The 14,246-nt window shown below is 63.1% G+C and carries 11 protein-coding genes and 1 tRNA gene; 6 read left to right on the forward strand and 6 right to left on the reverse strand.

What is annotated here, in order from left to right; genetic code table 11:
- Positions 1 to 9: 9 nt before the first annotated feature.
- Together FEU76_RS01665 and FEU76_RS01670 are read right to left on the reverse strand one after the other, a co-directional pair.
- Complete coding sequence (locus FEU76_RS01665; protein WP_039176031.1) at positions 10 to 930, reverse strand: LysR family transcriptional regulator; 921 nt, start codon at positions 928 to 930, stop codon at positions 10 to 12.
- A gap of 190 nt (positions 931 to 1,120) precedes the next feature.
- Positions 1,121 to 3,307 carry a TonB-dependent receptor domain-containing protein gene (locus tag FEU76_RS01670; RefSeq protein ID WP_144979821.1) on the reverse strand — a complete coding sequence of 729 codons (2,187 nt, stop codon included), beginning with the start codon at positions 3,305 to 3,307 and terminating at the stop codon, positions 1,121 to 1,123.
- Positions 3,308 to 3,551: 244 nt separating this feature from the next.
- Between FEU76_RS01670 and FEU76_RS01675 the strand changes: the two genes are divergently transcribed.
- The 5 genes from FEU76_RS01675 to FEU76_RS01695 all read left to right on the forward strand — a co-directional run bounded on the left by FEU76_RS01675 (position 3,552) and on the right by FEU76_RS01695 (position 9,430).
- A complete protein-coding gene (locus FEU76_RS01675; protein WP_144979824.1) occupies positions 3,552 to 4,529 on the forward strand; it encodes an ABC transporter substrate-binding protein in 978 nt (325 codons plus the stop codon).
- Between the two features lie 56 nt (positions 4,530 to 4,585).
- Positions 4,586 to 5,554, forward strand: a complete 969-nt coding sequence (locus FEU76_RS01680; RefSeq protein WP_144979827.1) for a FecCD family ABC transporter permease — start codon at positions 4,586 to 4,588, stop codon at positions 5,552 to 5,554.
- Between the two features lie 88 nt (positions 5,555 to 5,642).
- Positions 5,643 to 6,725: a FecCD family ABC transporter permease gene (locus tag FEU76_RS01685; protein ID WP_144980287.1), complete on the forward strand. Its 1,083-nt coding sequence runs from the start codon at positions 5,643 to 5,645 to the stop codon at positions 6,723 to 6,725.
- A complete protein-coding gene (locus tag FEU76_RS01690; RefSeq protein WP_144979830.1) occupies positions 6,722 to 7,531 on the forward strand; it encodes an ABC transporter ATP-binding protein in 810 nt (269 codons plus the stop codon). Before FEU76_RS01685 ends, FEU76_RS01690 begins: the two co-directional genes overlap by 4 nt.
- A gap of 63 nt (positions 7,532 to 7,594) precedes the next feature.
- Complete coding sequence (locus FEU76_RS01695) at positions 7,595 to 9,430, forward strand: ABC transporter ATP-binding protein (RefSeq protein ID WP_081192412.1); 1,836 nt, start codon at positions 7,595 to 7,597, stop codon at positions 9,428 to 9,430.
- A 51-nt stretch (positions 9,431 to 9,481) separates the two neighbouring features.
- On the opposite strand, the gene FEU76_RS01700 is transcribed toward FEU76_RS01695, so the two are convergent.
- Positions 9,482 to 10,057, reverse strand: a complete 576-nt coding sequence (locus FEU76_RS01700; RefSeq protein WP_081136088.1) for a hypothetical protein — start codon at positions 10,055 to 10,057, stop codon at positions 9,482 to 9,484.
- Positions 10,058 to 10,241: 184 nt separating this feature from the next.
- Here FEU76_RS01700 and FEU76_RS01705 point away from each other — a divergent pair.
- Positions 10,242 to 10,318: transfer RNA gene (locus tag FEU76_RS01705), tRNA-Ile, on the forward strand.
- Between the two features lie 125 nt (positions 10,319 to 10,443).
- On the opposite strand, the gene FEU76_RS01710 is transcribed toward FEU76_RS01705, so the two are convergent.
- The 3 genes from FEU76_RS01710 to FEU76_RS01720 form a co-directional block, all read right to left on the reverse strand.
- Positions 10,444 to 12,294 (reverse strand): nuclease-related domain-containing DEAD/DEAH box helicase, encoded by a 1,851-nt coding sequence (locus tag FEU76_RS01710; RefSeq protein ID WP_144979833.1) that lies wholly within the window; start codon positions 12,292 to 12,294, stop codon positions 10,444 to 10,446.
- Between the two features lie 235 nt (positions 12,295 to 12,529).
- Positions 12,530 to 13,432: a sucrase ferredoxin gene (locus FEU76_RS01715; RefSeq protein WP_144979836.1), complete on the reverse strand. Its 903-nt coding sequence runs from the start codon at positions 13,430 to 13,432 to the stop codon at positions 12,530 to 12,532.
- On the reverse strand, positions 13,429 to 14,241 hold the full coding sequence (locus FEU76_RS01720; protein ID WP_144979839.1) for an ABC transporter ATP-binding protein: 813 nt from the start codon (positions 14,239 to 14,241) through the stop codon (positions 13,429 to 13,431). The genes FEU76_RS01715 and FEU76_RS01720 overlap by 4 nt, the downstream gene beginning before the upstream one ends.
- Between the last annotated feature and the right edge of the window lie 5 nt (positions 14,242 to 14,246).

The raw sequence follows: 14,246 nt of genomic DNA on the forward strand, positions 1-14,246 counted from the left end.
ACGTGGGTGTCAGGCATTGACCCGTGAGCGAGTGGTCTGCCACTCGGCAGGAACCTGTTCGCGCAGAAACTCCAGCAGGGCGTTGACCCGCCGGGAGTGTTGCCCGTAGGCATACAGCATGGTGACAGGCAGCGCCGCAGGCTCCCAGCCCGGCAGGCAGCGCACCAGATCCCCCGGGTGATGCTTTTCGCGCCTTGCCACCACCCAGTGGGGCAGCAGGCCAATGCCCTGGCCATAAGCAATGGCATCGATGTGCAGTACCGTGAGGTCGACGCGTAGCCGCGAACGGGGCGCATCGAACAGGTAGTCGGGATGCTCTGAATGGTGCAGCAGCAGCCCGTTGGAAGCCGTATCCAGCAGGTCGATCCAGGCGTGCTCGCCAAGTTCGCTGGGGTGCTGTGGGCGGCCTGCCTGTTTCAGATAGCTTGGGTTGGCATACAGCCCCCGCGAAAGATACCCCAGCCGCTCCTGATTGAGCCCGCACTCATGATTGGCCCCCAACCAGATATGCACGCTGTTGCTATGCATCTTGCTGGGCGGCGTTTCGCGTGTGCGCAGGGTCAGCTCCACTTTGGGGTAACGCGTCAGGAAGGCATCCACGACCCCCGCCATCCAGCCCCGGGCCAGGGCGCCATGCACTTCCAGGGTGACCTTGCCGCTGATCTCCTCACGCAGCTCGGCCAGCGCCTCCTGGCTATGGGCCGCCATGGCCAGCAGCTCGTTACAGTAGCTCTGGAACAGCAGCCCCGCTTCGGTTGGGATCAAGCGATTGGCTTGGCGCCGCAGCAGCGGCTGATTCAGGCGGGCTTCCAGTTGGCTGATGCGACGGCTCAGGGTGGACTTGGCCAGCCCCAGCTTCTGGGCGCTGCGGGTCAGGCTACCCGTCGACATCACATCGGCAAATGCGGCAAGTTCATCGAAATCGTACATGGCACGGCCACCGAGCTGAGTCATGGAGCGAATAGTGTGCCATTTATTTTGATGAATGAAAATAATTTATATTTGTGTTTGTATTTGGAGTATGGAGAAGGTCTTCTCAGCTGCGGATAAAAAAAGCCCTGGCACCAGGCCAGGGCATCAATTCAGCATTGAAACAGTAAGGGTCGTAGGCGACCTACGATCAGAACTCGTAAGTAGCAGACAACCAGAAGCTGCGACCGTTCAGCGCAACACCGTCAGTGGAGCGGCCGGTTTGGGTGTAGCGGTAGGCCGCGTAGGTGTCGCCGTTGTGCTCGAAGGTGTCGTAGCCCGTGAAGTCCTTGTCCAGCAGGTTCTGGACCGCGCCGGTCAGCCGCACGCTGTCGGAGAAGCGGTAGGTGCTGCGCAGGTTGAACAGCTCATACCCGTCCAGCTTGTTGCCCAGCTGCTGATACAGTGAGAGCGTTTCACCCGACGTGGGCAGGCCTGCCGAGAAGCGCTCGCGAGAAGAGTAGTACTCGCCTTCCAGCGTGGTGCTCCAGCGGTCGTTGATCTGCCAGGTGAGGTCGGCAGTCAGCTTGTGCTTCGGCGTGTTGGTCAGAATCATCCCTTCGTTGTCGCCGGAGGTGATCTCGGAATCGGTGAAGGTATAGCCGCCGCTGACACGCCAGTCCGGAGCAATCTGATAGTTGGCGCTCAGCTCTACGCCGCGGGTCTCGGCACGGTCGATATTGGTCAACTGCCCGAAGCTCTCCTGCTGGGTAAAGTTGCCCACGCTCAAGCAGTTGGCCAGCCCTGCATAGGGCGTATTGCCATTGCTGTCGATGAACTGGCAGTTGGGAATATCGTCTGCGTCGGCGATACGATCGCGGAACTGGGTGAAGAACAGCGTTGCCCCGGCAGAGAAACGCTCCTGATCGTCGTAGATGGCGCCAATTTCATAGTTGGTGCTTTTTTCCGGCTCCAGGTCCGGGGTGCCGATATTGACCGTTGCCCCCTGGCCGCCGAATCCGTTGACGCCATCATGCAGCTGGTTCAGCGTGGGCGTCTTGTAGCCTTGGCTGATACCACCTTTCAGCGTCCAGTGGGGAGTAGTGTTCCATATCAGGTAGCCGCGTGGGCTGAAGTGCCCGCCAAAGGCGTCGTGGTTTTCGTAGCGGCCACCCAGGGTCAGCGCCAGATCATCGCGCAGCAGCCACTCGTCTTCCACGAACGCGGCCCAGCTGTTCTGCTCGAAACGCTCGTTGCCTGCCGTACCGTCTTCCAGGCGGGCGTCGATGTACTGGCCGCCGACGGTCACCATGTGGTCACCCACCGGGGCCACGAACTTGCTGTCGACCACGATATCGCGGTTTTCCAGCAGGCGGGGTTCGCCGCCTTGTGCCACGTAGCCGTAGTCGGGGGCATTGCCCGCTGGCAGGGTGCGGCCCAGGGTTTCGGTTTCGCTATGGCTGATGCTGCTTTCCCAGGTGCCCGCTTCGAAACGTCCGGTATGGCCAATGGCGACCTGATCGCGGTTGAAGCGCATTTCGTCTTCATAACCAAACACCCGCGCGGGGGTGTCCAGGTTGCCCAGGCGGCTGTCGCTGTTGTCGTAGGTCTGGCGGGAGCGCTCGGCATCCAGCCAGAATTCGTTCGTTTCATCCGGCGTGACGTTGATGCGCCCGCCAATGGAGTAAATGCGCGCTTCCGAGGGGCGCGGGTCGCGACCTGAGCTGTTCTCGATCATGCGCTCGGAGCTGTCGCGGTCAAACAGGCGGCCGCGCAGCTGCAGGCCCACGGTGTCTTCCACCAAGGGGCCAGAGGCATAGAGGTTGATGGCAGAGCTGTTGCCTTCGTCGCGATTCTGCTGGAAGGAGTTTTCCACCGACACCGAGCCTGCCCAATCCTGGCCAACGCGGCGCGTGATGATGTTGATCACGCCACCCATGGCATCGGAGCCGTAAAGCGTGGACATCGGCCCACGAATCACCTCGATACGCTCGATGGCAGAAAGCGGGGGCATGAAGCTGGTGGAGGTCTCACCAAAACCGTTCGGGGTCACATCGCCAGAGGCGTTTTGGCGGCGGCCGTCAATGAGGATCAGGGTGTAGTTGCTGGGCATGCCACGAATGGAAACGTTCAGCCCGCCGGTCTTGCCCGTGCCAGCGCGGACATCCACTCCCGGTACGTCAGCAATGGCTTCGGCAATATTGGAAAACTGCTTCTGCTCCAGCTCTTCACGGGTGACCACGGAAATGCTCGCGGGCGCGTTGTTGAGCGTTTGCTCGTAACCGGCCGCTGTCACGACCATGTTGTTGAGCTGGGCAGTCTCCTGAGCGTTGACGGCTGTGGCGGTCATGCTGACAGCAATGGCGCTGGCCAGTGCAGAGCGTGTAAAGCGTGGCATGGCGATCCCCTGAGATGAAACTTATTTGCTAATGAAACTGATTATCAAAAGAGGTTGGGATTCTAAGAAGAAAAGTTCCCATGCGCGAGGCTGTTTCATCGAACGGTGCGTTGCATGAACCGAAACGGCCCCGAGTCGCCTTCAAGCGTTGCAAGTTATGCAACGGCGCATTCGCGTAAATAAGGGTGCAAGTGCTGTTGAGAATCGTTACTATCTTTTCGACACTCAATCGGGAGAGGCTTTCATGGGCCGTACGTTGCAGCGCAGAGGGATCGGGCCTAGTGGGATCGGGCGTGGTGTGATCGGTTTAGCGGGTAGAACAGTCGTGGCGTTGGTGGTCGGTAGCCTGATCGCCGGTGCTGCTCAGGCGCGCACCCTGGAGACCGCTTATGGCGAAGTCGAGGTCAACGATCACCCCGAGCGTGTGGTCACCCTTTACGAGGGGGCGCTGGATGCCTCGCTGGCCGCAGGCATTCTGCCGGTAGGCGCCGTGACCACCCGGGGCGGTGACAATGTGGCAGAGTATGTGGAAGCCTACCTGGGCGAAGAGCGCCCGGCCATCGTCGGCGTCGTGCGCGAGATCAACATCGAAGCCGTGCTGGCGCAGCAGCCTGATCTGATTCTGGCGGCACCGCAGCTTCCCGAGGCCCAGTACCAGCTGCTGTCGCGTATTGCGCCTACCATCGTGCCTCACACCCAGCCGCTGGCGGCCGATAACTGGGAAGCCGAAGCCCGCCTGTATGGCCAGGCGCTCAACCGCGAAGCGCAGATCGACGAGGCCATTGCCGCCGTGGAGCAGCGCGCCGCAGAGCTGAGCAGTGCCATTGCTGAAGCTGGAGTAGGCGGCACGGTCGTGCTGGCCCGTTGGATGCCCAGCGGCCCCATGGTGATGTCGAAGGACCTGATTGCCACGGGCCTGCTGGATAGCGTGGGCCTGGAGTTGCAGGACGCCGGGCTGATCAAGCCAGACAGCGCCCACAGCGACGTGCTCAGCCTGGAAAACCTGTCTCAGGTAGACGGTGACTGGCTGTTTCTGGCGACCCTCAACGCCGATGGCCAGGCCGCGCTGGATGCCGCCCGCCAGAGCCCGGCATTTACACGCTTGAACGTCGTCGAAAACGACCGGGTCGTGCCGGTCAACGGCCAGCTCTGGAGCAGCGCCAACGGCCCGCTGGCGGCCCAGGCCATCCTGGATGACATCGAGAACGCGTTGTTGCCGTGATGTTTGCTGCTTTTATAGGGAGCAGCGCCGCCCGGCGCTGCTCCGCAACGACCTGGATGCTGATACTGCTCACCGCCTTGCTGGCGGTGTGTGTCGTTAGCCTTGTGATTGGCGCGGGCCAGGTGGGCCCTGCGCGCGTATTGGGGCTGCTGCAAGGCGTGGACGACAGCGAAGCGCTGTTCGTGGTGCAGGAGCTGCGCGCCCCCCGCACCCTGATTGGCCTGACCGTAGGGGTTGCCCTGGGGGTCGCGGGCGCACTGCTGCAGGCCGTCTCGCGCAACCCGCTGGCTGAACCAGGCCTGCTGGGGGTCAGCGCCGGGGCGGCGTTCGCCGTGGCGCTGGCGCTAGTGCTGGGGGCCAGCGCCGCCACCCTGCGTATCTCCGTGGCCCAGTTGGGCGCACTGATCGGCTGCCTGTGCGTGCTCAGCGTGGCGCGCTTTCGCGGTGTCGGCAACGACCCGGTTCGGCTGGTGCTGGCCGGGGCGGCATTTTCCGGGCTGTTGGGCTCGCTCAGTTCCCTGCTACTGCTCTACGATCAGCGCGCTGCCGATGAAATCCGCTTCTGGGTCGTGGGCAGCCTGGCGGGCCGCCGTTTGGAGGACTGGTGGGCGGTACTCCCCAGCCTGGCAGTGGCGGCGGCCACGGTCGCGCTCATCGCCCGCCCCCTGGCGGCGCTGGCGCTGGGCGAGCGGGCAGCCAGCGGCCTGGGGCATCGCCCCGGGCTGATTCGCTGGCTGGCGATTGGCTGTGTGGCGCTGCTGGTGGGGGCGGCCACGGCCATTGCCGGGCCGATTGCCTTCGTCGGGCTGGTGGTGCCGTTCGTGGCCCGCGCCATTGCCGGGCCGGACATTCGCCGCACGCTCTGGTTCTGCCTGCCGATAGGCCCGTTGATCGTACTCACCGCCGATATCATCTCCCGGGTCATCGTGGCGCCTTCCGAACTGCCGCTGGGCGTGCTCACGGCGCTGTGTGGCGCACCGGTGCTGATTGCCGTGGTGCGCGCTCGCCGTTTACCCATGCTGTGACCCTCTATTCATGCTGTGCAAGCCCGCTGCTTGCCTGGACGCTGACGCTATGAAAATGACGGCAAAATCGACGTTGGGTGCAAGGCCGATGTGGCCGATGACGACCCCCGCCCCCTTGGCCACGCCCGCTGCTACCCCGGCGGGCTATTGGCGTTTGCAGAGCACAACAGGACGCTACCATGTGTTGCTGGAGAAGCGTGCCGTGGCGGTGAATGCGGGGTTGCTGCTGGCGCTGATGGCCGCCAGCCTGCTCTATCTGAGCCTGGGCAACGTGGCGCTGGCCCCTCGTGCGGTGCTGGCGGCGTTGGCCGGGCAGGGGGATATGATGGCCACCTTCATGGTCCGCGAGCTGCGCCTGCCGCGCCTGCTGGCAGCGTGCTATACCGGGGCCGCCTTCGCCCTGGCCGGGGTGCTGATGCAGACCCTGGCCCGCAACCGCCTGGCCACGCCGGGCATCATCGGGATCGACAACGGCGCCACTGCCTTTGCCGTGGCCTCGGTGGTGGGGTTGGGGGTGGGCATTGCCCCGCCTGCCATGGCGCTGGCCGGGGCCACCACGGCGGCCGTGCTGACGTTCGGCCTGGCGGCGGGTAGCGGTACCCAAGGCTATCGGTTCATCGTGGCCGGAATTGGGGTAGGGGCCGTGTTTGGCGCCATTACTCAACTGCTGCTGGCGCGGGTGGCCATCGACACCGCCAACGCCGCTTACCCGTGGACGGTCGGCTCGCTCAATGCACGGCCCAGCGGCAGCGTTCAACTGTTGGGCGTGGGGCTGCTGCTGGGCCTAGTGGCGGCCATGGCGCTGGCCCGCTCCCTGACCGTGCTGCGCTTCAAGGACGCCACGGCCAGCGGCCTGGGGGTCAGCGTCACCGCCCGCCGCTTTCAGGTGCTGATGCTCTCGGTGGTGTTGACCGCCTTCGCTGTTGCCGTGGCGGGGCCGGTGGGCATGGTGGCGCTGATTGGGCCTGAAATCGCTCGCTCACTCTCCAGCGCTCGCCACGTGCCGATTATGGCCGCCACCCTGGCCGGGGCGCTGGTGATGGTGCTGGCCGACCTGGCCGGGCGAACCCTGTTTGCGCCCATCGAGATTCCGGTGGGCATCGTCACGGCCGTGGTAGGTGGCCCCTGGTTATTATGGATTTTAATGCGCCCGCAACGGAGTCGCCCATGAGCACTGCCCCCGGTTTACCCACCCTGGCCACCGACGCGCTCAGCATGAGTTATGGCCAACGCCAAGTGATCAAGGAGCTGGGCGTCGAGCTGCCCAGCGGCAAGGTAACGGCCATCGTTGGCCCCAACGGCTGTGGTAAATCCACGCTGCTCTCGGGGCTTGCCCGGCTGCATAAGCCCGACGGCGGCGCCGTACTGCTCGATGGCCATGACATTCAGCGCCTGCCCACGCGCCAGCTCGCCACCCAACTGGCGCTGCTGCCCCAGGAGGCCTTGGCCCCCGAAGGGCTCACCGTCACCGAGCTGATTCGCTTTGGCCGCCAGCCCCACCAGGGGTGGCTACGCCAATGGTCGGCGGAAGACCAGCAGGTCGTGCAGCACGCGCTGACCGCCGCAGGCCTGGAAGCGCTGGCCGACCGCCCGCTGGAAGCTCTCTCGGGCGGGCAGCGCCAGCGTGCCTGGATCGCCATGACCATTGCCCAGCAAACGCCGCTGCTGCTGCTGGATGAGCCCACCTCAGCGTTAGACCTGGGCCACCAGATCGAAGTCTTCGAGCTGGTGCGCACGCTGGCCTGCCATGGCCGCACCGTGGTGATGGTGCTGCACGACCTTGCCAGCGCCTGCCGCTACGCCGACCACCTGATTGCCATGCGCGATGGCCAGATCGTCGACCAGGGGGCGCCAGCCGATGTGGTGACGCCAGCCTTGGTGCGGGCGCTCTATCAGGTAGAATGCACGCTGTTGCTGGACCCGGATACCGGCAGCCCGCTGCTCGCCAACGTGCGCCGCGCCGAACGTTCTGAATGAGCGGAGCCCCGTGCAGGGGTTCCAGGCCAAAAAATACATGACAACACGCTAAAAGGAACCCTCGTGGCCGCTTCAACGCCCAGTTCTTCCGCCAGTTCTGCCAACCAAAGTTTTCAGGCGTTGGTCAGGCTGCTGCGCTACGCCAAGGGGTATCGTCGGCGGATTACCGCTGCCACGATCTGCTCCATCATCAACAAGCTGTTCGATATTGCCCCGGAAATTCTCATCGGTGTCGCCATCGATGTGGTGGTCAACCAGGAGAACAGCTTCGTGGCCCGCCTGGGGTTCGAAACCCCGCACGAGCAGATCGCCATCCTCGCGGTGCTGACCTTCTTTATCTGGGCGGGGGAGTCGCTATTCGAGTACCTGTACCAGGTGCTGTGGCGCAACCTGGCCCAGCGGCTCCAGGCCGACCTGCGCCAGGATGCCTATGAGCACGCCCAGCGACTCGACATGGCGTTTTTCGAATCGAAGAGTTCAGGCCAACTGGTGGCCACCATGAACGATGACGTCAACCAGCTGGAGCGCTTCCTGGACGGCGGCGCCAACGCGCTGATTCAGGTAGGAGTGACCGTGGTGGCGGTGGGGGCCGTGTTCTTCGTGCTTTCCCCGCTGATTGCGCTGCTGGCCTTCACGCCCATCCCGCTGATCATCTGGGGAGCGTTCTTCTTCCAGCGCAAGGCGGGGCCGCTCTACAGCGAGGTGCGTGAGAAAGTGGGCGACCTTTCCAGCCGGCTCTCCAACAACCTGAGCGGCATTGCCACCATCAAGAGCTTCACCAGTGAAGCCCGTGAGGCCGAACGCCTGCGCAGCGCCAGTGAAGCCTATGTAGATGCCAACCGTCAGGCGATCAGGGTCAGTTCGGCGTTTATTCCGGTCATCCGCATGGCCATTCTGGCGGGCTTTTTGGCCACCTTCACCGTGGGCGGCATGATGGCGCTCAACGGCAGCCTCAACGTAGGCGCCTACGGCGTGCTGGTGTTCCTGACCCAGCGCCTGCTCTGGCCACTGACCGGGCTGGCCCAGGTCATCGACCTGTTCGAGCGCGCCATGGCCAGCACCAAGCGTATCCTGGACTTGCTGGAAGTCCCCATTACGGTGAAAGACGACAGCCCCCAGGCATTGGCCGCACCGGTGAAAGGCGAGGTACGTTTCGAAGCGGTGAGCTTCCAGTACGAAGCCAGCCAGGTAGGCGTGAACGGGGTAGACCTGCACGTTCCGGCGGGCACCACGCTGGCCCTGGTGGGGGCCACGGGGTCGGGTAAGTCGACGTTGATCAAGCTGCTGCTGCGCTTCTACGACCCAGCCAGTGGCCGCGTGCTGGTCGATGGCCAGCCCATTACCGAGGTCAGCATGCATTCGCTGCGGCAGGCTATCGGCCTGGTCAGCCAGGACGTGTACCTGTTCGAGGGCAGTATTCGCGACAACATCGCCTACGGCATGCCCGATGCCGACGAAGCCGCCATCATCGAAGCTGCCAAAACCGCAGAAGCCTGGAGCTTTATCGAGACGCTGCCCCAGGGGCTGGACACCCCGGTGGGGGAGCGGGGCGTGCGCCTTTCCGGCGGCCAACGCCAGCGCCTTTCCCTGGCCCGGGCGCTGCTCAAGAACCCGCCCATTCTGGTGCTGGACGAAGCCACCAGCGCCGTGGACAACGAAACCGAAGCGGCGATCCAGCGCTCGCTGAAGCGCATTGCCCACGGGCGTACGGTGATCATGATTGCCCACCGGCTGTCGACCATCGTGCATGCCGATGAAATCGTCGTGATCGAGAAAGGCCAGGTAGCGGAGCGCGGCAGCCATGCCAGCCTGCTACAGGCCGATGGCCACTACGCCGCCCAGTGGCGGGTACAAACCGGAGCCGCCCAGGCGGGCGATGTGGAAGTGCTGGGCCGTTAGGCCTTCACGTGCCACGTACTCAAGCGCCGCCCCATGGGCGGCGCTTGGCGTTTAGCGGTTCACCAACAGCGCGTTCAGGGTCACCGGCACATGCTCATCGATCTGCTGATAGCCCAGCAGGGAAAGCACCGTGCGCAGCGTGCTGTTGGCCATCAGGGCATTGCCATCCAGCGCCATCGGTTCGGCATGGGTGACACGCACTTCGTTCAGCCCGACGCGGGTAAAGCGCAGCGGCACCGCTTCCTCCTGGGTCAGCCGGTCGGTTTGGACTCGAAAAGTCAGGGTTTCCACCAGCTCCTCGCCCATGTCCAGGCGGTCCAGGCGCTCGGGTGGCATCTGCGCCACCAGCGTCACCAGCGGCGTATTGGTCAGCAGGCCCACCCACGGCGGCAGGTCACCCAAACGTTGCAACACGTCGGTCTGGCTCAGCCGGAGCGGCAGGCGCAGCGTGCCATCGGGGGAGATATCGCCCTGCAAATTGCTCACGTGATGATGATGAGTTTGCGGCGCGCTACCGTCCAACTGGGTAATGGACGCCCGCACCTGCGATTGGGCAGGGTCCAACTGCCAGTCGGCCTGAACGGGCAGCGCTAGCAGCAGCGGAAAAAGAGCAATCAAGGCTTTCACAGCGTGTCTCCATAGAAGCGGTCATCAGCAGACCCCGGCCGCGCCGATTAGTGCCCGAAGGCCCGCAGGCAACCGCATCACGTCCGGTATCGCAGCCTGCCCGAAAAAGTGCCGCCCCACCACAAGATAGCGCCCCAAGGGGTAGCCGTGCCCCCACACATTCGCTATGATATGCACGCTTTTCGGGCCTATAGCTCAGTTGGTTAGAGCAGGGGACTCATAATCCCTTGGTCGTAGGTTCAAGTCCTACTGGGCCCACCACCTTCCTTGCTTCTTCACTCATGCCTTTTCTTCATCTTCATTATTTACCGCGCTTGAACGATTTCAGCATGCCCACAATGAGCAAGACTAAAAGAGCCCCAACACGCGCCACACCCCCATCATCCTCACCCAGCCGTCGCCAGTTCCTTCAACCGCTTGGTGTACCAGTTCTCTTGGCTGCTGGTCACGAGCAGGCGGCGGCGGGCTCGGGTCATGCCGACATAGAGTAGGCGGGCTTCCTGGGCTTGTTGTGTTTCATCGTTGCTGAGGGCGCCCAGCCCGCTGAGCAGCACCGTGTCGAATTCGAGGCCTTTGCTGCTTTGGCGGCTCAACAGCACCACTTCGTTGGCGTCAGGGTTGTAAGCGCGCTTGTCGGCAGCGTTCTGTAAGCAGCGGCTGGGAATGCCCGCTTTTTGAAAGGCTTTGTGGAAATGAAGCCCTTGGGCGTTGTTGGTGTACACCACGGCCATGCTGTTTAACGTGCTGCCTTGCTGTTGCCACGCCTTGATGCAGTGCACGAGATAGCGGCTCTCTTGTTGGTCGCTGTCGAAGTCGCGAAACGCGGGGGGTGGGCCGCTGACCCCGGCTACTTCCGGTGCGATCAGCGGCACATGGTCTTCGTCGGTGTCGTGCGCTTCGAGGAAGTCCCGCGCGAAGTCGTAAGCAAAGGTGAGAATTTCCCGGGTGTTGCGGTAATTGAGTTTGAGAATGGTGGTGCGACCGCGCGCCTGAACGCCAGCCGCCGACAGCGGGAATGACAGCGAGCCTTTGCGGTAGATGGACTGCGCATCGTCGTAGAGCAGCAGTAGCGAATTGGTGTCCGGGTCGATCATCTGAACGACCAGCTTGAGCCACTCCCGCTCGAAATCATGGCCTTCGTCGATCATCACGGCGGCGTACTGCGCGCGGGGGATCTGCTCTCGATCCACGGCGTCCATGACGCTCTCGACCTGGCGCTCGTAAGCAGGGCGGCTACCTGGCAGCAGGCTCACGTGGTAGGTCTTGAGCTGTAGGCCACACCATTCATGGAAGTGGTGAACCTGCACCTTATCGGCAATTCCTTTCTCGGCAATGAAGCAGCGGAGCCTGGCGGCCAGGGTGATGTTGAAGCACAGCACCAGAATCGGCTTGGTCGTTGCCTGGGCCAGGTGCAGGCAGCGGTAGCCAAGAATCAGGGTCTTGCCGGAGCCTGCCACGCCGTGGATCACGCGGTGGCCGTCACCCATGCTGCGCGCCAACTGTTCCTGGTGTAAATCCATGACGCGAACGATATCGGGCACGACCTCGGTCGAGGGCGTCTCGCTGCCTTCCTCGTCAGCGAACAGGTCCCCGGTGGGGGCGTCGATACGCACTTCCGGGAAGAGCTGCCAGCGAATCCTGTCGAGCTGAGGAAGGCTCAGTTTTTCGCCAAACCGATAGTTGAACATGTTCCAGAGGCGTTCCTGAAATGCCTCCGGGTCGGTGGAGGGGGCCATCTCGTCCTTGCAGATGACCAGGTGGCCCGGCAGCACTAGCTCCTGGTCGGCTTCGGCAATCGCGTTATTCCACTGCAGCCGAGTGATGTTGGGAAAGACCACCCCAAAGCCATAAGGAAAGCAGAGTTTTCCCCGGTAACGCTCGTCGCGTTGCGTGAGCTGCGGGTCTCGCTGTAGCTGGTTGATGGCGGAAAAGGCGCATTGGCGGGCCTGAGCCAGCGGGTTACTGACGGTCTTGCGCCCTTGAGGCGTATCGATCTCGACGCTGTCGGGGGTGATCGAGCGGAGCGTTTCGATCTTCCAATCTTTTACTTCGAGAAATAGCAGCCCTCGGGCAGGGTGCAGAACGATGAAATCTGGGTAGCGGCGCTTTTGCCCCAGCGGTATGTCGTACCAGACGATGTAGTCGTCTTCCAGCAGGCTATCGAGGCGTTGCGCGACACGTCGCTCGCCAGCGGTCATGCGGGGAATGGTGGTGAGCGTGGGGATGAATTTGGCCATGGTGTGAGGGCTCCGGTATCGGGCCATCTACCCAATCATGAAGTTTTATTTGGTAATTCATTCTATCCGGCGTATCGGGTGGCTTCAATTAGAAAACCCGGAAGTGACGATGCGGCGGGCAACCCGAGGTCACGTATATCGAAATGGCGCCATCGAGTGCTGGATATGGTGGGCTATGCCGGTGCCTGGCAGAGGCAGTGCAAGCTACCGCTGGTAACGGCGGCAGGGTGGCGGGTCAGTCGGCGTTGACAGCATACGCCCGCCACACGACGCTTTCTGTTGGCCCCTGATCCAGGTCGGCGCAGCTATCCACACGCTGGATCGTCGTGGCTTGGCAATAGACGGTCAGCTGGCCCTGGCCATCAGGGCGCTGCCATTGCCATTGAATCCGGCGCTGCTGCTCGTCGCCTTCGTCGTTCAGCAGGGTCAGGTGGGGTTGTTCTTGTGCATCACTCAAATGGTGCAGGGCGGCCAGTTGGCTGGCCTGCTGAGCGGGTGACAGTTGGGAGTCGCCACGATAGCCGGGTAAATAGCGCTGTTGGCGCGCCTCGCTGTGCAGGAACGCAGCCACTTCTGCAGGGGTGATGCGCCCGTACTTGCGCACGGGAGAAAGTAGCAGGAGGCTGGCCGCCAATCGGCAGCCGCCCAGGTGGCTGCTTTCCCAAACGTCGAAGGGAAGCTGCTCATCAGCCACCGTCTTGGCCAGTGCCTTGTAGGTTTGGTAGCCGTATTTGGCGCAGCATTTATCCTTTTTGCCGTGGGTGCAGCAGAGAATCAGGTCGTGCTCAGGGGGTGGCTGCTCCCATTGTTCCAGTGGAAGGTCGTGCTGCCAGGCGTGCAGGAAAGTCTCCAGGTGCTCGCGGGCCACGCTGAAGTGGCGCCTTTCCGGCATCAGAAATACCCGATGCTGATGGTGATCCTGATGATGCCGATGAATCAGGTTGATTCTGCGCCCGCTGGCGGCAATGCGGTCCAGCGTGTGTTTCAGTGGTTCGCTCATGTCGCTGGCATGTCGCAGGGTGCGAAGCCATTTTGCTCGGGGCCAGCTGATCAGCAGGTTGTGTTCCAGGTGGGCTGCACTCCCGGCCAGAGGGTCGTTCTGCTGGCGGCTCAGGTCGGCGCAGAAGGTGTGTTTCATGAGGCCATGGCTCGCTTGAAAGGCACGCAGACGGGGCTGCCGCTGGCGGGGTCGTGCAGCACATGGGCATCCAGATCAAAGACCCGTTTGAGATTGTCGGCGGTAAAGACGTCGTTGGGCGAACCGCGCGTCACGATGGCGCCTTCGCGCATCATGACCAGTTGATCGGCGTAGGCGGCGGCCAGGTTCAGGTCATGCAGTACCAGCAGCAGCGTACGGCCATGATCGTGAGCCAGGCGAGAAAGCAGCGCCAGCAAATCGACCTGTACTTTCAAATCGAGAAAGGTGGTGGGCTCGTCCAGGAGAATCAGGTCGGTCTGCTGCGCCAGCACCATGGCGATCCAGCAGCGCTGGCGCTGGCCGCCAGAAAGCGCGTCCACGCTGCGGTTGGCGAACTCCGTCACATTGGCATAGGCCATGGCCTCACGGATGGCGGTGGCGTCGCGCTCGGCATCCTTGTGCCATAACCGCTGATGGGGGAACCGCCCCATGCTCACCAACTGCCGCACGCTCAATCCCTCTGGCGCCACTGGCCCCTGGGGCAGAATGCCCAACCGCTGAGCCACCTCTCGGGTGCTGCTGCGGTGTATATCCTTGCCATCCAGATAGACGTGCCCTGCCTGCGGGGTCAGCGTGCGGGCAAGGGTTTTGAGCAAGGTGGATTTGCCGCTGCCATTAGGGCCCAGCAGTACCGTCAGCTTGCCCTCGGCCACGGCAATGTCGACCCCATCCAGCACTCGTCGCGATTCATAGCCTGCCTGCAGGGCATCGCCTTTCAAGCGAGGAGGGGGAGGGCTCGTGGCGGACATGGGCG

Origin of the sequence: Halomonas sp. C22 (genome assembly GCF_007655045.1) — a bacterium.
Classification (GTDB): Bacteria; Pseudomonadota; Gammaproteobacteria; order Pseudomonadales; family Halomonadaceae; genus Vreelandella; species Vreelandella hamiltonii.